At 42.0% G+C, this 19,460-nt stretch carries 16 protein-coding genes; 14 read left to right on the top strand and 2 right to left on the bottom strand.

Translation table 11 applies throughout. The features are described 5' to 3' along the window. Nucleotides 1–123: 123 nt before the first annotated feature. From ACXIUD_RS18330 to ACXIUD_RS18310, 5 genes are all read left to right on the top strand, one after another. Nucleotides 124–3,339 carry a SusC/RagA family TonB-linked outer membrane protein gene (locus tag ACXIUD_RS18330; RefSeq protein ID WP_458054105.1) on the top strand — a complete coding sequence of 1,072 codons (3,216 nt, stop codon included), beginning with the start codon at nucleotides 124–126 and terminating at the stop codon, nucleotides 3,337–3,339. An 18-nt stretch (nucleotides 3,340–3,357) separates the two neighbouring features. Then, a complete protein-coding gene (locus ACXIUD_RS18325; RefSeq protein WP_458054104.1) occupies nucleotides 3,358–5,109 on the top strand; it encodes a RagB/SusD family nutrient uptake outer membrane protein in 1,752 nt (583 codons plus the stop codon). A gap of 22 nt (nucleotides 5,110–5,131) precedes the next feature. Beyond that, entirely contained in the window at nucleotides 5,132–6,784 is a 1,653-nt protein-coding gene (locus tag ACXIUD_RS18320) for a hypothetical protein (RefSeq protein ID WP_458054103.1), read from the top strand. A 64-nt stretch (nucleotides 6,785–6,848) separates the two neighbouring features. After that, nucleotides 6,849–8,312, top strand: a complete 1,464-nt coding sequence (locus ACXIUD_RS18315; protein ID WP_458054102.1) for a pectate lyase family protein — start codon at nucleotides 6,849–6,851, stop codon at nucleotides 8,310–8,312. Further along, a complete protein-coding gene (locus ACXIUD_RS18310; RefSeq protein ID WP_458054101.1) occupies nucleotides 8,309–9,667 on the top strand; it encodes a pectate lyase in 1,359 nt (452 codons plus the stop codon). The genes ACXIUD_RS18315 and ACXIUD_RS18310 overlap by 4 nt, the downstream gene beginning before the upstream one ends. Nucleotides 9,668–9,723: 56 nt before the next feature. Here ACXIUD_RS18310 and ACXIUD_RS18305 read toward each other — a convergent pair whose 3' ends face one another. Further along, nucleotides 9,724–11,370, bottom strand: a complete 1,647-nt coding sequence (locus tag ACXIUD_RS18305; RefSeq protein ID WP_458054100.1) for a UxaA family hydrolase — start codon at nucleotides 11,368–11,370, stop codon at nucleotides 9,724–9,726. Between the two features lie 104 nt (nucleotides 11,371–11,474). On the opposite strand from ACXIUD_RS18305, the gene ACXIUD_RS18300 reads away from it, so the two are divergent. The 8 genes from ACXIUD_RS18300 (at nucleotide 11,475) to ACXIUD_RS18265 (ending at nucleotide 17,615) form a co-directional block, all read left to right on the top strand. Continuing rightward, nucleotides 11,475–12,470 (top strand): PfkB family carbohydrate kinase, encoded by a 996-nt coding sequence (locus ACXIUD_RS18300; protein ID WP_458054099.1) that lies wholly within the window; start codon nucleotides 11,475–11,477, stop codon nucleotides 12,468–12,470. Nucleotides 12,471–12,498: 28 nt separating this feature from the next. Beyond that, nucleotides 12,499–13,158: a bifunctional 4-hydroxy-2-oxoglutarate aldolase/2-dehydro-3-deoxy-phosphogluconate aldolase gene (locus ACXIUD_RS18295; protein ID WP_458054098.1), complete on the top strand. Its 660-nt coding sequence runs from the start codon at nucleotides 12,499–12,501 to the stop codon at nucleotides 13,156–13,158. After that, on the top strand, nucleotides 13,155–14,138 hold the full coding sequence (locus tag ACXIUD_RS18290) for a TRAP transporter substrate-binding protein (RefSeq protein ID WP_458054097.1): 984 nt from the start codon (nucleotides 13,155–13,157) through the stop codon (nucleotides 14,136–14,138). Before ACXIUD_RS18295 ends, ACXIUD_RS18290 begins: the two co-directional genes overlap by 4 nt. Before the next feature lie 57 nt (nucleotides 14,139–14,195). Continuing rightward, nucleotides 14,196–14,666, top strand: coding sequence for a TRAP transporter small permease (locus tag ACXIUD_RS18285; protein WP_458054096.1), 471 nt, complete (start codon nucleotides 14,196–14,198; stop codon nucleotides 14,664–14,666). 3 nt (nucleotides 14,667–14,669) lie between these two features. Then, the gene (locus tag ACXIUD_RS18280; RefSeq protein ID WP_458054095.1) at nucleotides 14,670–15,965 is read left to right on the top strand and encodes a TRAP transporter large permease; all 1,296 of its coding nucleotides are present in this window, start codon (nucleotides 14,670–14,672) and stop codon (nucleotides 15,963–15,965) included. Between the two features lie 99 nt (nucleotides 15,966–16,064). Beyond that, nucleotides 16,065–16,547: an RNA polymerase sigma factor gene (locus ACXIUD_RS18275; RefSeq protein WP_458054094.1), complete on the top strand. Its 483-nt coding sequence runs from the start codon at nucleotides 16,065–16,067 to the stop codon at nucleotides 16,545–16,547. Next, nucleotides 16,540–16,872, top strand: coding sequence for a hypothetical protein (locus ACXIUD_RS18270; protein WP_458054093.1), 333 nt, complete (start codon nucleotides 16,540–16,542; stop codon nucleotides 16,870–16,872). The genes ACXIUD_RS18275 and ACXIUD_RS18270 overlap by 8 nt, the downstream gene beginning before the upstream one ends. A gap of 14 nt (nucleotides 16,873–16,886) precedes the next feature. Beyond that, entirely contained in the window at nucleotides 16,887–17,615 is a 729-nt protein-coding gene (locus tag ACXIUD_RS18265) for a periplasmic heavy metal sensor (RefSeq protein WP_458054092.1), read from the top strand. A gap of 897 nt (nucleotides 17,616–18,512) precedes the next feature. On the opposite strand, the gene ACXIUD_RS18260 is transcribed toward ACXIUD_RS18265, so the two are convergent. Continuing rightward, nucleotides 18,513–18,965: a DUF1569 domain-containing protein gene (locus tag ACXIUD_RS18260; RefSeq protein ID WP_458054091.1), complete on the bottom strand. Its 453-nt coding sequence runs from the start codon at nucleotides 18,963–18,965 to the stop codon at nucleotides 18,513–18,515. Between the two features lie 141 nt (nucleotides 18,966–19,106). Between ACXIUD_RS18260 and ACXIUD_RS18255 the strand changes: the two genes are divergently transcribed. Continuing rightward, nucleotides 19,107–19,460 (top strand): AAA family ATPase (locus ACXIUD_RS18255; protein ID WP_458054090.1); only part of this gene is annotated, 354 nt, incomplete at its 3' end.

Raw genomic sequence — 19,460 nt, 5'->3', positions numbered from 1 at the left:
ATATTGATTATTTGTTTTGTTGCATAAATACAAGCAGCAGACATGTGTGGAAGAAGGTGAAATAAGCTAGTTTTAAAAAAAATGAACTGACAAATTATACGTAACAATTAACCCTAATCGATAATGAACCAAAAATTTACAAAAAAGTCAGTATCAAGACCGTTGTTGCTTTTGGCGGTCTTTTTGCTGTTGTTGGCACATGTAACCTTTGGACAAGGAATAGTCAAAGGTAAGGTTACAGACGCAGGAGGAGAACCGATCCCCGGTGTCACCGTTTTGGTAAAGGGAACTAGTAAGGGTGCCGCTGCTGATTTGAATGGGGACTACTCCATAGAAGTTCCGGCCAATGCTACCCTTGTTTTTTCTTTTATTGGATTGGTTTCCAAAGAAGTCTTGGTAGGCAACCAAAGCATCATCAATGTTACCATGGATGAAGACATTTCTACGCTTTCAGAATTTGTTGTTATTGGTTATGGTACTATTGATAGAAGGGATTTGACGGGGTCAGTTTCCTCAGTCAATAGTAGGCAACTTGTAGATATTCCAGTCAACTCAGCAGCGGAAGCTTTAGCTGGCCGGTTGGCCGGTGTGCAGGTGACAGGTGCCGAAGGTGCACCCAATGCTGACATACAAATTCGAGTGAGGGGAGGAGGTTCAATTACCCAAGATAACTCACCGCTATACATTGTGGATGGAATTCAGGTTGAAAATGCCTTGAATGTGTTATCTCCTCAGGATATAGAGTCCATCGATGTTTTAAAAGATGCTGCTGCTACGGCCATTTATGGTGCAAGAGGTGCTAATGGTGTCATCATCATTACCACCAAAGGTGGCAAAGAAATGAAAACATCGGTCAGCTACAATGGTTTTGCGGGTGTTCGAAATCTTGCCAACAAATTAGATGTGATGAATCCTTATGAGTTTGTTCGTTATCAATACGATAGAAGTAGGGGTTCAGAGCAGGAACGTAACAATTTTTTGAGAACGTATGGGCACTTTGGTGACATCGAAAACTATAGACAGATTCCTTTTGTAGATTGGCAAGACCAAGTTTTTGGACGCAATGCAACCATGCAAACACACAACGTGAGTGTGGCTGGTGGAACAGCAACTACTAAATTTAACTTGAGCGTGACCTCCAATACGGAAGAAGGGATCATGTTGGAGTCTGATTTTGATAGAAAATTAATCAACTTCAGATTTGATCATAAAATTACCAATAAATTAAATGTTGGCTTTAATGTTCGGTACAATAATACAATGGTGAATGGTGCGGGAACAGCTTCTGAAGGTTCTTCTAGCACTAACCGTCTTAGGCATGCCATCCGTTATAGACCAATGTTGATGGGAGGTACAGATTTAACACAATTTGATCCTGACTATGCTGACGAAACCAATTCCAATTCTTTGGCATTGGTGAACCCAATATTAATTACAGAAGCAGAGTATCGTCAGCGAAAGCAGAATGTTACAAATTTCAATGGATCAATAGAGTATAAGTTTACTGAATACCTTTCTTTTAGATCTACATTTGGAGCAGATTTTAATAATTTTAATGATTATGCATTTAATGATTCTATCACTTCTCCTTCAAGACAACAGGGGGCTAGTTTACCCATGGCTTCAATTCGAAGAACAGAGCGTAGAATCTTAAACAATTCCAATGTATTGGTCTTCAATACAAATAAAATAAAAACTAGCTTTACTGAGTCCAATAGGATTGATTTGTTGTTGGGACAAGAGATTTTTGAAGAATTCTCTCGTATGGATTTTTTGGAAGCTCGTTTTTTTCCGAGTGGAACTACTCCTGAAATAGCATTAGGAAATATGGCATTAGGTACTCCGATGATTCCTAATACAAATGTGCAAGAAGCTCGACTTCTCTCATTTTTCGGAAGACTTAATTATGCCTACAGAGATAAATTTTTATTCACTGGAACCATGCGTGCTGATGGCTCATCTAAGTTTGCACCAGGCAATCGCTGGGGATATTTTCCCTCAGTAGCTGGCGCTTACCGGATTTCGGAGGAACGGTTCATGCAAAGTATAAGTAAAACTGTATCCGAAATGAAGCTGCGGCTGAGTTATGGAGAGTCAGGCAATAACCGTATCGACAATTTCCTGTTTTTAACTCAATTCACTCCGAATGCATTTTATGGGTTTAATAATACGGTTAATGTAGGTTATTCACCTGCGGCATTAGCGAATGAAAATTTACGTTGGGAGACTACTGTTGCCAATAACCTAGGTTTAGATGTAGGATTGTGGGGAGGTAGATTACAGTTTTCCGTTGATGCTTATTTAAACCGTACCAGAGATCTACTAGTGGAGGTACCTGTTCCAACTACTTCTGGCTATACCGTGCAGATTCAAAATGTTGGAGCTACTTCCAATCGAGGATTGGAGTTTCAGCTTTCGGGAGCCATTGTTGAGAAAAAGAATTTTTCCTGGAATGCTAACTTCAATATTTCCTTTAATCGCAACAGGGTAGATGACTTAGGAGATCAATCGTTTTTCCTTATCCCCTCTGGATGGGCGGGAGGAAATGCACCATTTGATTATGCTATTCAGGTGGGAAGACCTGTTGGCGCTATGTGGGGCTTGATTACGGATGGATTCTATACCTTGGATGATTTTGATTTTGTCAATGGGCAATACATCCTCCGAGATGGCGTCGCTACCAATCAAAGTATTACTGCCGTGGCTCCGCGACCAGGCTCCTTAAGATTTAGAGATATCAATGGAGACGGTGTGGTGGATGATAATGATCGAACAGTTATTGGAGATGCTCAACCGAAGTTTTTTGGTGGTTTCAATCAGCAATTCACCTTCAAAAACTTCGACGCAAGTATCTTCCTCAACTTTGTGTATGGCAACAGTATTTTAAATGCCAATAAGTTGGAGTTTAGCTCTGGTTTTACTCCTAATGCTAATATGTTAGCTATCATGAATGACCGATGGACCAATGTAAATGCTCAGGGTCAGGTGGTGACAGATCCAGCTGAACTAGCAGCATTGAATCAGAATGCAACGATCTGGGAGCCGCTAAGATCTGCAAGTTCATTTTGGTTACATTCTTGGGCTGTAGAGGATGGCTCTTTTCTTCGAATCAATAACGTGACGATTGGTTACACGCTACCACAACAGATTTTGTCAAAGTATAAAATCCAGCGATTTAGAATTTATGCTACCGGTAATAACTTGGGTATTTTCACCAGGTACTCAGGGTATGATCCAGAGGTTAACACAAGAAGAAGAACACCGATGACACCTGGTGTGGACTATTCTGCTTATCCGAGAAGCCGCTTGTTTCTTGGTGGAGTCAACATAACCTTTTAAACCCAAAAAGCCAAAATCATGAAAAAGTTTAACTTAAAAATAGCAACATTTCTTCTTTGCATGGCCACGTTGGTTTCCTGTGAGGATTATTTGCAAGTAAATCCGGTTTCTTCTTTCGGACCTGATTTCGTATTCAGTAATGTAGGAACTGCTACTCAAGCGCTTACCGGGGTGTATGCGCCGCTTGGTGGTGACCACGGATATGGAATTCGCCTAAGCATGTACTATCCTGTAAGTGATGATATTTTGATGGGGCAAGCTGGTAACCCTTTTCCTGACAATGAAAGAAGAGATATTGCCCAATACAATGTACAACCTAGCAATACTCAATTACGACTACCTTTCAATCAGTTGTATTTGGGTATAGAGCGCGCAAATATTTGTATCGCTGAGATTCCTAGGATGAATATGTTTGAAAATGGAACAGCTTCTGAAAGGGCTGCTTTGAGAAGGTTATATGGAGAAGCTTTAGCATTGAGGGCTCAATTTTATTTTGAATTGATTCGAAATTGGGGAGATATCCCAGCTCAATTTGAGCCTTCAAGTGCTCAGCCAGATCTTTTCTTGGAGCGGACGGATAGAGATATTATCTATGACCGTATCATAGAGGATTTGGCGGAAGCTGCGGAATTAGTTCCTTGGGGAACACCTGGTGGAAACAATGAGAGACTTACCCAAGGAGCTATCAGAGCGCTTAGAGCTAGAATCGCACTTTTTAGAGGAGGTTATTCCTTGCGGTTGGATAGACAAATGAGAAGAGGTACTGGGCATGTTCGCTTCTACCAAATTGCTAAAGAGGAAACTGAAAAAATTATCCAGAGTGGTTCTCATGGTCTACATCCTGATTACGAGGAATTATGGAAAACATTACTAGCTAACAGAAAAGATCCCGCTGGTGAGTTTATTTGGGAAGTAGCAATGACTGGTGGAACCAATCAATTTGGAGATTCCAAACTTGGGTTTTACAATGGTCCAAGGTGGAATAATATTGGAAACTCTGCTTTGACACTTCTTCCAACCTTTTTTTATGCATTTGATGAAAATGATTCTAGAAGAGATGTATCAGCTGCTCCTTACAATATTGAAAGAGAAGGGACGCTTGTTGCCAGACCCTTGCATCAAATGCTGGATGGTAAGTTTAGAAGAGATTGGATCACACCATCAACTTTTGGGACTGTAGCACAGTATTTCAATATTAACTGGCCTATGATTCGTTATTCTGACGTCTTACTGATGTTTGCAGAAGCTGAAAATGAATTAAATAATGGTCCAACACCGAATGCAATTGCTGCATTTGAAGAAGTGCGATTAAGAGCATTCAATGGCGATAGGAACTTAATTGGTGTTACGCCCACGGATTATCAGGGCTTTTTTGATGCGCTAGTAGATGAGCGTGCTTTTGAATTGGTGGGAGAAGGTATTCGAAAGTATGATTTGATCCGATGGAATATGCTTGGTCGAAAATTACAGGAAACTAGAGACAAGTTAACCCGCATGGTCAATCGGGAGGGTGAGTACGCGAGTCTTCCTACAACGATGTTTTTCCAACCAGGTCAAACTACAATTAATTGGATGAACTCTCTAACTCAACCGCAGCCAACACCTGCACCTGCGGGCTCTGCCTCAGTCGCTTGGGTTGGTAATGGTTTAAATAATGGTATCCTTAATTTTTATGTGATTGGTTTTGAGCCAAATAAAAATGAATTATTGCCATTACATACATCAGTTTTGGATGCGAATCCTCGATTAAGACAGGAGTACGGCTACTAATCTAAACTCAAAATTCTAAGCAATGAATATCTTAAAAAAAATATACTTCAAAGCCCTATCAGCGTTTCTTTTGGTAGGAGTTGTGTTAGTTGGATGTACTGATTTTGACCTCGATTTATCAATTCCCGATGAAATGACTCGATTTCGTCCTTCCGGATTGACTGCGGCAAATGGAGAAATTGCAGCAACATTGACTTGGCCTGCTTCTTTATTTACAAATCCAGGTGAAGTTACTTATACGGTACAAATAGGTACAGACAGTTTATTTACATCCGTAGTATTTGAAACAGTTACAGAAGAGACTACTGTTCAAGTTACAGATGAAGAACTACAAGTTCAAATACCATATTTTGCACGAGTTCGGGCTAACGGGGTAACTTCTGCTCAAAATTCTGCATGGGTAAGGACAATGACTCCATTCCAAATCACAGGTGAACAAATCTTTTTGCCAACATTAGATAACGAGATTGGTTCGACCACTGTGCTCCTACGTTGGAGACCTAATGCTAGCCCAACTCGCATTGTATTAGCTGATCCTGCTGGCAGCCAATTAGAGTTTTTGTTGACAAACGAAGATAGACAAGCTGCTAGTGTTACCTTAGAAGGATTACAACCGTTGACTGCCTACGTGGCTACTATTTTTGCGGGTCAACGTACAGTTGGAGCTACATCTTTCGTCACCAAAGAGGAAAGTATATATGATATTCTAGTATCTCCTGGTCAAAATTTACGAACAATCATTGAAGAAGCTCCTGATGGAAGTTTTATTGGATTAGAACCAGGTACATATGATTTGGTCGATAATTCAGGAGCGTTTGCAAACCTTAGATTGATCGGAAAAACAATTATCCTTCATTCTGTTTCTGGAAATCCTGCTGATACTAGGATAAATTTCAGAGAAATTACCTTTTCAGAATCCGGTGCAGGAATAGAGGTAAATGGAATCACCTTTGATGGAGAGCCTGGTATAGGTGACTATTTATTCAACTTTGTAGGTGGACCTGCGGATTTCACCAAGGTTGTCATAGATAATAGTGTTGTTGTCAACGTGAGAGTTGCATTTATGAGAGCTAACCGAGCTGGTAATAACGAACACAAAATCGACTTGATCAGAGTGAATAACACGTTGATGAGAAGTCATGCGGTCGCAAACTGGCATGTATTCCATATTGATCGCTGTGAATTCAAGGAGTTGGAAATCACTAATTCTACATTCCATGCAATAGGAAGCAGAGGATTTATCGGCTGGGCGACCAATATGCCAATGACTTTCCGCCCAAAAATCACTGTCAATAATGTAACCATCAATGGCCTTGGTTCTAGCAACAGAAATGATTCTTTGTTGGATTGCAACAATAATGAGGTTGACTTTACCATGACTAACTCTATTGTGGCCAACATGCCATTTGATGGTCAGACGGTTGGATCACGATTGATAAGGGCCAATCCTAACTCTCAAGTTATTTTAGCTAATACAAACCTATTCAACCTAACTACAGGAGGTCCAGACCCTCAAGAAATTAGTATTATTTCTTACGTTCAAACCTCCAATTTATTGAATGTCAATTTGGGCTGGAATCAGTCAACAACTGATTTCGGATTGCCAGCCAATTCTCCTTTGCGAACAGCAGCTACTAATGGTGGTCCAATAGGAGACTTGCGTTGGGCGTTTTAAGTAAAAATGATTGCTCCTCTCTTTATCCCTTCTTGGTATAGGAGGGGAGCTTCTACTAGTACCTATGAATAATCATGTAACGTATAATTTCCTCATTCTTGTTTTGGCCCTTGGTTTGTTTGCTTGTGGCAAGGATACTGGTTTGATTATGGAAGATGAGGAGCCTGTAAAGCAGTTTAATCCTGTAGTGGAGGAAGCTCTTGCTTTTCCAGGTGCTGAAGGATTTGGAAAAGAAACGACTGGCGGAAGAGGCGGTATTGTCATCAAGGTGACCAATCTGAATGATGCAGGGCCAGGAAGTTTACGGGCAGCTATAGACAATCCTCAAACCCGTATCGTTGTTTTTGATGTGGCCGGCTACATTGAACTCCAAAGCAATCTGGTGATTAGAAATGGTAACCTTACAATAGCTGGACAAACAGCACCTGGAGACGGGATAACCATAAAAAACCATTCGGTGATCGTGAATGCTGATAATGTGATTATCCGGTTTATGCGCTTTAGAGTAGGTGATCAAGGAGGAGACGAAGCAGATGCAATGGAAGGAAGATTCCGCGAGAGGATTATCATTGACCATTGTTCTATGTCTTGGGGAACCGACGAAACAGGTTCTTTTTATGGAAACAGAAATTTTACGCTCTCTTGGTGTATCCTATCTGAAAGTCTGACCAATTCAATTCATGAAAAGGGTAGACGTGGGTATGCAGGAATTTGGGGAGGGAACAATGCTTCTTTTCATCACAACTTAATTGCACACAATAACAACCGAAATCCACGATTGGACCACCCAGGTGTCTATCCTTCACCCCTCAATACGGGTAATCTGAGAGGTGTTGTGGATCTCAGGAATAATGTAGTGTATAATTGGGGGGATGATTTGGTTAGAGGCGGAGAGGCTGGGTCTTTCAATTTGGTTAACAATTATTTCAGACCTGGACCTGCCAGCAGGAATACCTCCCGATTTTTAAATGCTTGGAGACAGTCTACTTCCAGTGACCCAGTATTTGGCTTTGGCTCATTTTATGTTAGTGGTAATGTCATGGAAGGACGTGATTTAGTTAATCAAGATAATTGGCTGGGAGTAGTTCTTCGGGATGGTACCCTGCAAGATAAAGCTGCACTCCAGCGTTCGGTTCCTTTTCCAGCATTTTATGGATTTTCTCAATCAGCTGTAGAGGGTTATGAAAAGGTCCTTGAATTTGCTGGTGCTAGTTTGATACGTGATGCAGTGGATGTTCGTATCATTCAGGAAGTTCGAAATCGTAGCTTTTTTGCAGCAGGCTCGAGAGGAAGTAATTTTGGTCTTATTGATAGTCAAGAAGATGTGGGCGGGTATCCTGTATTGCGTCCGGGGACAGTAAGGGTAGATTCCGATGGAGATGGAATGCCAGATGCCTGGGAAATTTCCAATGGACTTGACCCTTTTAGTAATGATGCCCGTGCAAGAAATCTAAGTACAGCATATGACAATATAGAAGTATACATCAATAGTTTGGTGAAGGATATTATTGAACGACAGTACCGATGAATCAACTAGCTAGACTTTTCTTCTGGGTATTGTTGACTGCTTTTGTAGGGGTATATACGGTAGGACAGGCTCAAGAAAAGATACTTGCATTTCCCGGAGCAGAGGGTTTTGGGAAATATACATCAGGTGGTCGTGGTGGAAAATTATTGTTTGTTACCAACTTGAACGATGCAGGAGAAGGGAGCCTTCGGGCTGCTATAAAAACATCGGGTCGTCGCACCATCCTTTTTCGTGTATCTGGAAATATAGCCTTGCAATCAAGTTTGGTCATTGAACACGGGGACCTTACCATTGCCGGGCAGACTGCGCCAGGAGATGGAATTACTATTCAGAATTATCCTATCAAAGTACATGCAGAAAACGTAATTATTCGCTTCATTCGTAGTAGAATGGGAGATTTGGCAGGAATAGAAGAAGATGCAATATCTGTGATTCGTTCGAAGGATGTCATTGTTGACCATTGCTCTTTTTCCTGGGCTACAGACGAATGTGGCTCGTTCTATGATAATGAAAATTTTACCCTGCAATACTGCATCCTTTCTGAAAGCCTCAATAACTCTGTTCATGAAAAAGGGGCCCATGGATACGGAGGTATCTGGGGAGGGAAGCAAGCTTCTTTTATTTATAACTTTTTATTGAACCATAATAGCAGAAATCCCCGCTTCAATGGTTCGCGGTACCATAAAGAACCTGCCCTCGAGATAGTTGATTTCCGTAATAATCTAATTTATAACTGGCAGGGCAACTCCTCTTATGGGGGTGAGCAGGGCAATCATAATTTGGTGAATAATTATTATAAGCCAGGTCCGGCCACACAATCTTCCAAGGATAGAATTTTGGAGCCATACAAGCCTTATGGTAAATTCTATTTAGAGGGCAACCTTGTCCTTGGATACCCCAAAGTAAGTGAAAACAACGTTTTGGGGATTCATGGAGTGGAAGCTGAAAAAGTGCTTGTTTCTCAAGCATTCGGTGCAACTAACCCATTCACCATTCCTGCATCTGAGGTTGAAAGTCGCCTGCATGTGTTAGTAGGTCAATCATTGGTAAGAGACGCTGTAGACCTTCGGGTTTTGTATGATTTGCAAGGAATGACCGTCAGTTTAGCACCGCACTTGAAGGGAATTATCAACAGTCAAGAAGACGTAGAGGGCTGGCCAATGCTTCAGTTCAAAGAACCAATGGTCGATTCAGACCAAGATGGTATTCCAGATTTATGGGAGCTTCAACACGGTTTGGACCCAAAAAATCCAGAGGATAGTTTAAGTTGCTCTTTGCAAGCTCCTTACACGAATCTTGAAGTTTATATGAATAGCCTTGTTCAACATTTGTACCTAGAAGAGACAGTACATTAAACAGGTGTACGTAGGAAGTCTTGGTGGTATGTGTTGCCACCAAGACATTCTGAGGCTTACAAGGACACTCCCCGCTTCCAAGGAATAAAATCATCTTGACCCAATTGTTGGGCTTTGGTTTGTTGCTTGCCAGAGGCTATGGAAATGATGTGTTCCAATAGCTCCTCTCCCATTTCTTCAATCGATTTTTCTCCCGTAATTACAGGCCCAGTATTAAAGTCAATGATGTCAGGCATGCGCTCAGCTAATTTGTTATTGGAGGAGATCTTGATTACGGGAACTATGGGATTGCCTGTAGGAGTACCCAAACCTGTGGTGAAAAGGATGATGTTGGCTCCTGATCCTGCCATAGCCGTGGTGCTTTCCACATCATTTCCAGGGGTACAAAGAAGATTTAATCCGTTTTTTTGAAGGTATTCTCCATAGTCCAATACATCTACTATGGGTGAAGTCCCTCCTTTTTTTGCTGCTCCTGCAGATTTCATAGCATCGGTTATGAGGCCATCTTTAATGTTTCCAGGGGATGGATTCATGTCAAAACCTGACCCAACCTTCTCGGCCGCCTCAGCATAAGTAGACATGAGTTGGGAAAACTTATTGGCAATCGGGTTGTCAACACATCGGTTGATTAATTCTTGTTCTACCCCACACAATTCTGGAAACTCAGAGAGTATAGTAGTTCCTCCCAACGCCACTAGTAAATCTGAGACATGCCCCACGGTTGGATTGGCAGAGATTCCGGAGAAACCATCAGAGCCCCCACACTCCAAACCTATGCTTAATTTGCTCAAGGGGGCTTCCTCTCGTTGAAGTTTATTAGCTTCTATTAAGCCTAAGAAGGTTTTTTTGATGGCTTCAGAGATCAGCCGATTTTCAGTTCCTTCCACTTGTTGTTCCAACATATACACTGGCTTTTGGAAGTTTGCTTGAAGTTTTTCCAGTTTTTCCCGGAGGATTGCGGGCTGAGCATTTTGGCAACCCAAGCTCAATACCGTTGCTCCGGCTACGTTGGGGTTGTGGATGTAACCTGCCAACAAGGTGCACAGCATTTCAGAATCCTGTCTGGTACCTCCGCAGCCACCTTGATGAGTTAAAAATTTTAATCCGTCTATATTTTCAAACAAGGGATGTGCGGTTTCGACGATGTTTTCCGCCGCTACGATTGTTTCAATCCCTCCAATATCTCCCGATTTGTATAAATCAGTCATTTGCTTGACTAATGACTTAAATGGATTTTGTTTTGCGAAGCCCAATTCTTCTAAGAAGGCATCCTTTATAACTTCTACATTCCTGTTTTCGCAAAAGACCAATGGTATGATGACCCAGTAATTGGCAGTGCCTACCTGACCATCTTTTCGATGATACCCTTGGAAGGTCCTTCCCTCAAATCTGTTGATGGAAGGGGGTGTCCAGGTGCTTATTTCAGTTTTTTTGCCAAAGGAACTCGCTTCATGGGCTACATTTTGAGTTGTGATGACTTGACCTTCGGGCAAATCGGTCATCGCTTTTCCTACGACAACTCCATACATAAAAATTTTACCTCCTGTGGAAATCGGTGCGATGGTGAATTTATGTTTGGCGGGAATATCCTGCTTCAATACAATTGTCTTGCCTTCAAATTCTATGGCCTCTTGATTGCTCAAATCGCTTAATGCGACGAGTACGTTATCTTTCGGATGAATTTTTAAAACTGTATGGTTCATTAGAAATTTTGTTTATATTGCGCAATCGATTGCACAAATTAAGCAAAAGAATTTTAGAAAAGAAATCAAAATCTTTAAATTCACCGCTACAAATAAAATATCTGATGCGCAATAAAATCATCACCATTGGAGAAATCATGATGCGCCTTTCTACACCTGGCCATGAGCGCTTTGTGCAGGCAGAACAATTGCAGGTGCATTACGGAGGAGCAGAGGCCAATGTAGCTGTATCACTCGCCCAGTGGGGACTGGAAGCGACACATGTCACGGCCATACCGCCGCATGACTTGGGCTTAGCTGTTAAAAGCTACCTTCGAAAGCAGCAGGTAGATTGCACGCATGTATATACCCACGAAGGAAGATTAGGCATCTATTTTTTGGAAAATGGGGTCATGCACCGCGCCTCCAAAATCATCTACGATCGATTTGATTCTGCTTTTGCCAATTGGACCGCTTTGGAAGTGGATTGGGAGGCCGTATTTGAAGGGGCTACTTGGTTTCACTGGACAGGTATTACACCTGCCCTTTCGCAAGCGGCTGCTGACTTTTTGCTGCAAGCTTTAAAAGCTGCCAAAAAGCACGGTGTCAAAGTAAGCGCAGATATCAACTATCGCAGAAACCTTTGGCAATACGGCAAAGGGCCCTTAGAAGTCATGCCCGAATTGATTCAATATGCCGACCTCATCATAGCTGGGTTGACAGACTTTGAAAATTGCATGGCTATCAAGACTTCTGACTACCTAGAAGCTTGTCATCTTGCCAAGCAGGATTATCCTTCTCTTGCCTATATCAGTACTACCGACCGAGTTACGATTTCTTCCAACCATAATCAGTTGAGTGCTGTCTTATGGAATGGTCATGAACTCCTAACTTCCAAAATCTATGATATGCCTCACATAGTGGATAGAATTGGGGGTGGTGACGCTTATATGGCAGGGCTGATTTTTGGTTTGCTCCATATGGAACAGCAAGACGCCTTAGAGTTTGCAGTTGCAGCCTCTGTATTGAAGCATGGAATTCCAGGGGATGCTAATTTGGTTTCCGTGGAAGAAGTTCAGTCCTTGGTAGCCGGCGATCATGTAGGCAAATTACTTCGTTAACAATCCTTACTTTCAAACCTATACAACCATGATGAATACCGATCAGATTGTCGCACAAATGGGAAATTCAGGAATGATTCCTGTTTTTAGTCATGCTTCAATTGATGTATCCATACGCGTACTCGATGCTGCTTATGCGGCAGGAGTACGTGTTTTTGAATTTACCAACAGAACAGCGGAAGCAGCGGAAGTTTTTCAAGCACTAAAAGCACATGCTGCTCAATATCCTGATTTGCTTTTGGGGATTGGTACAATTTTTACCACTGCGGATGCCGAAAAATTCCATCTCTTGGGGGCTGATTTTATCGTTTCTCCTGCCTTGGTTTCCGAAGTAGCGGGCTATTGTAACTTCAACCAACTAGTATGGATTCCCGGTTGCGCAACTGTTACGGAAGTATTTCAGGCAAAAAGTTTGGGTGCTACGCTAGTCAAAGCTTTTCCAGGGAATCTGCTCGGACCTGGGTTTATCAAGGCGGTACTGTCTGTGATTCCTGATATCAAATTGATGCCAACAGGTGGCGTCGAACCAACACGCGAAAATCTAGCAGCATGGTTTGGAGCGGGTGTTCATTGTGTGGGTATGGGCTCTCAGCTAATCAATCCGAAGTGGATAGCTGACAAAGACATGGATAGTCTCCAACTAAGTATGCAGCAAACTCTGGCACTTATTCAAGAAGTACGCAAATGAGGAATTGGAACAAATGGGTGGTATTGCTTTGCATCCCCCTTTTTATAACCTGTACTGGTAAAGGAAGCGAACGAATCATCAAGCTGGGGCACGGATTGGGTGTCACACATCCCGTGCATGAGGCGATGGTGTATATGGCAGATCTTGCACGAGAAAAATCCAACGGACAACTGGAAATCAAAATTTACCCCAATTCCCAATTAGGTTCCGAGCGTGAATTGGTGGAATTACTACAAATCGGGAGTTTGGGTATGACGAAAGTTTCTGCGGCGACTTTGGAAAGTTTTGCACCCCGTGTACAAGTCTTTTCCATGCCATACATTTTTAGAGACGATGCTCATCGGGACTTGGTACTCAAAGGTGATGTTGGTAAGGAATTGTTATTAGAAGGCGAGCAGTTTTGGTTACGGGGATTATGCTACTACGATGCGGGTAAGCGAAGCTTTTATACCAAACAAAAACCAGTGGAGACCTTGGATGATATCAAAGGGTTGAAAATCCGAACCTTGGAGAGCAATATGGCTATCAACATGATTAAAAGTTTTGGGAGTTCTCCCACCCCTGTTTCGTATGGGGAATTGTACACGGCCTTGCAACAAGGGATTGTGGATGGTGCTGAAAATAACCCCCCAAGTTTGTACACCTCCCGTCATTATGAGGTATGTAAATACTATTCCATCAACGAGCATACGGCTGTACCTGATGTGGTGGTGATCAGCACAAAAGTTTGGAATCTCCTAACCGAGCAAGAGAAACAATGGCTTCAGGAAGCAGCCGATGAATCGGCTGTTTACCAGTACCAACTCTGGGAAAAATCAGTAAAAATGTCCTTGAGGGAAATGGAAAAAGCGGGAGTCATCATCAGCTACCCCGACCAAACCCCCTTTCGGGAAGCGGTGGTCAGCTTGTATGCATCCATTCAGCAAAATAATCCTGACTTGTATAAGTTGGTAGAGCGTATTCAAGCTACTAAGGAGTAAGCCCCAAACGTATGTAAATGCACAACATAACAACCCACTACCTAAAATAACTGACACATGAAGGAAAAATTGGATAAGGTCATCGCTCATGCGCTTATCTTATTGATGGGTGCCATGGTTATCAATGTGACTTGGCAAGTCCTTTCAAGATATTTGTTGCAAAATCCTAGTTCCTTTACAGATGAGCTGTCTCGCTACATGTTGATTTGGTTAGGAATGTTGGGTGCAGCTTATGTAGCAGGACAAAATCAACATTTGGCCATCGATATTTTACCAAAAAAATTGCAAGGCATACAGCAAAAACGCTTGCTGATTTTTATTGCAGGGGCGATTTTGCTATTTGCATTGATCGTGATGATAATTGGTGGGACAAATCTGGTCTTCATCACCTTCATGTTGGGACAAAAATCTGCGACACTTCAAATTCCGCTTGCCTATGTGTACACGATCATCCCTCTGAGCGGATTGTTGGTAGTTGTCTACCAAGTACTTCAAATTCAAACCCTCATCACCGATCAACAGGCATAACTTATGGAATGGACGAGTATACTAATTTTGGTGTTGTCATTTGTGACCTTGATGATGTTGGGTGTGCCAGTGGCCTGGAGTTTGGGGATTTCGAGTTTTCTTACCCTATTGGTGACTGTAGAATCTATGCCTTCCGCTACGACCATAGCTCAGCGGATGGGGACAAGCTTGGATAGTTTTTCCCTATTAGCCATTCCCTTTTTTGTATTGGCAGGTGAAATTATGAATCGGGGTGGAATTGCCCAACGCTTGATAGATTTGGCTAAAGCGATGACGGGAAAATTACCGGGAGGCTTGTTGTATGTCAATGTCATAGCTGCCATGCTTTTTGGGGCCATTGCAGGTTCCGCTGCTGCTGCTGTTTCTGCTATTGGAGGGATTTTGGGTAAGCGCATGGATTCGGAGGGCTATCCCAAAGGCTTGGGCGCCGCCGTCAACATTACTTCCTCTACTACAGGTTTGATTATTCCTCCTTCCAATGTGTTGATTGTTTATTCCTTGGCTTCAGGGGGTGTTTCTATTGCAGCCCTTTTTGTAGCGGGGTATATTCCAGGGATATTTATTGGCCTCGTCTTGATGGGTACAGCGGCTATTTTTATAAAAAAACATAACCTGCCCAAAGGCGAAACGACTTCTTGGCGAGAATTGAATAGTAAGTTTTGGAGGGCATTACCTTCGTTGATGTTGCTTTTTGTAGTAATTGGGGGTATTGTGGCAGGGGTTTTTACTGCTACAGAGGCTTCCGCCATAGCAGTGATTTATACCTTGGGATTATCTTTCTTTTACAAAGAACTCAAGCTAAAAGAAGTTCCTGCCATTCTTTTGAAATCCTCAGAGACTACAGCCATTGTGATGTTGTTGATTGCGACATCCATGAGTATGTCTTGGGTGATGTCAAGTGAGGATATTCCTCAATCTATTTCCGCATCCCTGTTGGGCTTGAGTGATAACATTTTTGTCATCTTATTGATGATAAACCTTATTCTGCTCTTTGTTGGGATATTTATGGATATGACTCCTGCGGTATTGATTTTCACGCCTATTTTCCTACCGATAGTGACAGCTTTGGGAGTGGATCCAGTTCATTTTGGGATTATCATGATTCTGAATTTGTGCATTGGCTTGTGTACACCTCCTGTTGGTTCCGTGCTATTTTTAGGGGTACAGGTATCAGGATTGAGTATTCAAAAAATCGTCAAACCTTTGGTTCCCTTCTTCATTGCCATGATTTTAGGTTTGGTGGTGATTACTTTATGGCCTGATCTGACGCTTTGGTTGCCGAGGGTGTTGGGATTATAGGGAGTTGTACAATAGGGCTACAATAGAGGCCCCTAAATTTTTTTGTTAATTTTTTCTTTCCTTGTCATATATTCTCTCCTCTTCGACACTAAGAAGTATATGAAGCCAAAGCAACTGGAACATGTGATCAAAGAGCAGCACGCCGATGCCTACCGATGGGCGAGGCAATGCTGTCACTTTCAGGATGCTTTGGCCCAAGATGTCTTGCAGCAGGTCTATCTGAAAATTCTGGAAGGGAAAGCGGTGTTTAATGGGCATTCGTCTGTGAAGACTTGGCTTTTTTCCATCATAAGGTATACAGCCATGGAGCACATCCGTAAAGATATGCCCATGCACTTACTCGAAGAGGTAATGGAAGTCGCAGTGGAAGAAATGGAGGAAAGTCCCTTGAATCATGAACAACTGATGTTGAAACTTCCTCCCCAACAGCGAGAAGTGTTGACGCTGGTCTTTTACCATGGTCTAACACTGGAAAAGGCAGCTGAGGTAATGTGTTTGCATATTGGTACAGTACGCACTCATTATGATCGGGCAAAGAAAAGTCTTAAAACGTGGATCCTAGAGAAGAAAGCAGATGAATAACAGAGAGCCTATAGAAGATGAGGAATTGAGGCGTTTCTTTTTGGAATGGAAGGAAAAGGATGAGCAATTGCCAATTCCGCCAGTTGAGTTTAAGAAACAGGCAACCTTCAAGCTATGGAAATGGCTGCCAATAGGGGTAGCAGCAGCGGGATTGATTGGGTTTTTCTTGCTCAAACCTTCCTCGGTTGAAACAGGCCTTGAAAAGGATCTTATCATCATCCAATTAATCGAACATGCCAATCAGGAACAGGAAATTATCATCGAAACCAGCTCTTCGCTCGATGTATGGGAAGCACCAAGTAGTTCATTATTAACCGAATTTTAATCAGTAACAAAATCATGAAAATCATACTCACAATCCTAATAGCTTTAGTAGCCATGCAAGGCTATGCCCAAGATATCTTCAAAGAAACCTTGTATTCAGCCGATTTGGTGATGGCTAATAGGGAACTTATCTCATTGACTGACAAACAGGCGGATAAAATCAAGCAGATCCATAATCAGCAAGCAACTGAGTTTAGAAAGCTGAAACTTGAACTTGACGAAGCCAATATTAAACTTAAATCCATGCTTACCGCTACCAAAGTAGATCAAGTGGTAGTGGATAGACAAATGGATGCGGTTCTTAAGCTGGAAAATCAGTTAAAGAAGAAACAATTCAACACGTTGGTTGCCATTAAAAATGAATTGAATGAAAGCCAACAAGCAGAATTAGCGATTTTGAAACAAGTGCCAACTTCTGCTACCAATCTTCAAGGAAATGCTGTGGTAAATGTCAGAAGTACAGGGGGTCAGCAAGGAAATTCAAAAGTGAATATCAGAAGTGTAGGAAGTCAGCCTTCACCAAATATAGTAGTCTCAACCTCGACAGAAAATCAACCTATTTACATTATTCGCCAAGGGAAAAATGAGAAAAAGGTTTCCAGTATCATAGAATTGGAAAATAGTAGCATCAACAGCGTTTCAGTAATCAAGGGAAGTTCGGCTTGGGAACTCTATGGCGATGAAGGCAAAAATGGAGTGGTGATTGTGGAGTTGAAGAAAGAAGCAAAATTTAACTTTGAATAAAGATGCCACAAAGGCGCGAAGGCACAAAGGATGGGTCAGTCTTAGCAATCGCTGCCAAATCCCCAAAAAAATGCTCCCATTGGGATGGAATATTAATCCAACTTTTTCAAATGGCTTATCAATGGTTGAATCCCATAGAGGGACACATTGGTAAGCCATTTTATGTTGATTTCTGCGTTTCATTGGTGATCGAATTAAACTTAGGACACCCTTTCGTTCAGAAAAATGTTATTAAACACACTTTTTCAAAGGAAAAAATGTAAATCAACACACTTTTATGAAGGAAAGCTCAGTTTGTTACTAACAATTAAGATATCAGGGCTAGCGCCCCTCTAATTCCAAACCTTCATTACTTTGCTACGAAGAACACAGGGCTATCGCCCCTTTTGTTACTTCCACCAAAAATGTCTCCACCCCCTCAAAATCTTACTTTTCCTTCCATTTTTTCCATGATTTCTGCGCTTTCCGCGAGCCACCCCCACTTTGAGATAGCAAACAATTCGTGTTTATCCTTGCACTTGCCTGATTTAAGTAGTTTAGTGGCAGTCTAACCGCAGAGGACACAAAGGTTGGCACAGAGGGCGCAGAGTTGGTAGCATAACTTTGGGTACCTTTGCGTGACCTTGGCATCTTTGCGGTTAAAGAAATAAAGTTGAAATAATTGGAAATAGTGGGTTGTGATTTCAATACCAAATTTGCGTCAGCAAACTCATCTGTGTAAATCTGTGATAATCAAATTTTCAAATCTGTGATGAAGAAATCCTTTTTAAGCCCTTCAAAATATGAATGTTAACGTCCTTTTTTCACATCCTCAATGCATGTCTCCACTCCCCAAATCTATTCTAACTTTTCCTTTCCACCTTTTTCCGCGTCTTCCGCGCCTTCCGCGAGAACTCCCTACACTCCGAATTGCCGCAAATGATGATCCGTATGCTTCCATACCAGTATCCCCCACTCCCGATGACTAAGCGGACCGAAGAAGGGGTGAAAACCCTGAAGTTGGTGGCTGATGCTGCCGAATGCTTGAAGGGTGTCCATTAATCCTTGCTTTTCTTCTGCAAATTTTCCCTGATCTACTTTCCCTTTCATGTCAAAGCGCTTGGGCCCTTTGACTAGCTTGGGGAATTCTTTTTTGAAATAGAAAAAATAGTACTTGCCAAGTACTTGCTTGATATTTGCTTTCTTTTCCGGTTTGGGAGATTTCAACACTGCACCTGCCACCTCACGTGCATGCGCGAGCATTTCCTCTATCTTCATAGTTCCCCAATGTGCCTGGTCCCCTGCTTGCAGCTTGGCAACTCTGTCCAGCAATTCTTGGCGATGATCTGAGTGAAGAATTGTTTTTTTCATAAGGGCAGGAGGTTTTGGGTTAGTTGGATGTTCTTTTAAAGCTAGTAATTTTTAGGTTCTTTTCGTACATGATACCTGAAATCGCAAATTTTATACAAAATCAGCGATTATAATCGCTAAATTTATATTAAATTTGCGATTATGTTTATTCAAAGACTACTTCAGGATAAGCTTACGAAAAAGCTGCAAGACCCCAAAGCCATTATTCTATTTGGGCCAAGACAGGTAGGGAAAAGCACTTTATTGAAACACCATGCAGATAGATTTCATACGCCTATCCTTTGGTGGAATGGAGATGATGCGGATATCCGAGAAATGCTCGGAAGTCCAAGTTCTACGAGATTAAAAACCCTAATAGGAAAAGCAAAAACAGTGGTCATCGATGAAGCGCAACGGATTCAGAATATTGGTATTTGCATTAAAATCATCGTAGATAATTTTCCGGACGTCAAAGTCTTTGCTACAGGGTCTTCAGCGTTTGAACTCTCCAATACC

Source organism: Mongoliitalea sp., assembly GCF_054166905.1.
This window is presented reverse-complemented; position numbering and strand designations above follow the sequence as displayed.

Bases quoted from the DNA above. Each gene is read 5' to 3' on its own strand.
- ACXIUD_RS18320 (WP_458054103.1), top strand. From the start codon at position 5,132: ATGAATATCTTAAAAAAAATATACTTCAAAGCCCTATCAGCGTTTCTT.
- ACXIUD_RS18260 (WP_458054091.1), bottom strand. From the start codon at position 18,965: ATGAAAAAAACAATTCTTCACTCAGATCATCGCCAAGAATTGCTGGAC.
- ACXIUD_RS18285 (WP_458054096.1), top strand. From the start codon at position 14,196: ATGAAGGAAAAATTGGATAAGGTCATCGCTCATGCGCTTATCTTATTG.
- ACXIUD_RS18280 (WP_458054095.1), top strand. From the start codon at position 14,670: ATGGAATGGACGAGTATACTAATTTTGGTGTTGTCATTTGTGACCTTG.
- ACXIUD_RS18295 (WP_458054098.1), top strand. From the start codon at position 12,499: ATGATGAATACCGATCAGATTGTCGCACAAATGGGAAATTCAGGAATG.
- ACXIUD_RS18290 (WP_458054097.1), top strand. From the start codon at position 13,155: ATGAGGAATTGGAACAAATGGGTGGTATTGCTTTGCATCCCCCTTTTT.
- ACXIUD_RS18315 (WP_458054102.1), top strand. From the start codon at position 6,849: ATGAATAATCATGTAACGTATAATTTCCTCATTCTTGTTTTGGCCCTT.
- ACXIUD_RS18325 (WP_458054104.1), top strand. From the start codon at position 3,358: ATGAAAAAGTTTAACTTAAAAATAGCAACATTTCTTCTTTGCATGGCC.
- ACXIUD_RS18305 (WP_458054100.1), bottom strand. From the start codon at position 11,370: ATGAACCATACAGTTTTAAAAATTCATCCGAAAGATAACGTACTCGTC.
- ACXIUD_RS18265 (WP_458054092.1), top strand. From the start codon at position 16,887: ATGAAAATCATACTCACAATCCTAATAGCTTTAGTAGCCATGCAAGGC.
- ACXIUD_RS18275 (WP_458054094.1), top strand. From the start codon at position 16,065: ATGAAGCCAAAGCAACTGGAACATGTGATCAAAGAGCAGCACGCCGAT.
- ACXIUD_RS18300 (WP_458054099.1), top strand. From the start codon at position 11,475: ATGCGCAATAAAATCATCACCATTGGAGAAATCATGATGCGCCTTTCT.
- ACXIUD_RS18270 (WP_458054093.1), top strand. From the start codon at position 16,540: ATGAATAACAGAGAGCCTATAGAAGATGAGGAATTGAGGCGTTTCTTT.
- ACXIUD_RS18310 (WP_458054101.1), top strand. From the start codon at position 8,309: ATGAATCAACTAGCTAGACTTTTCTTCTGGGTATTGTTGACTGCTTTT.
- ACXIUD_RS18330 (WP_458054105.1), top strand. From the start codon at position 124: ATGAACCAAAAATTTACAAAAAAGTCAGTATCAAGACCGTTGTTGCTT.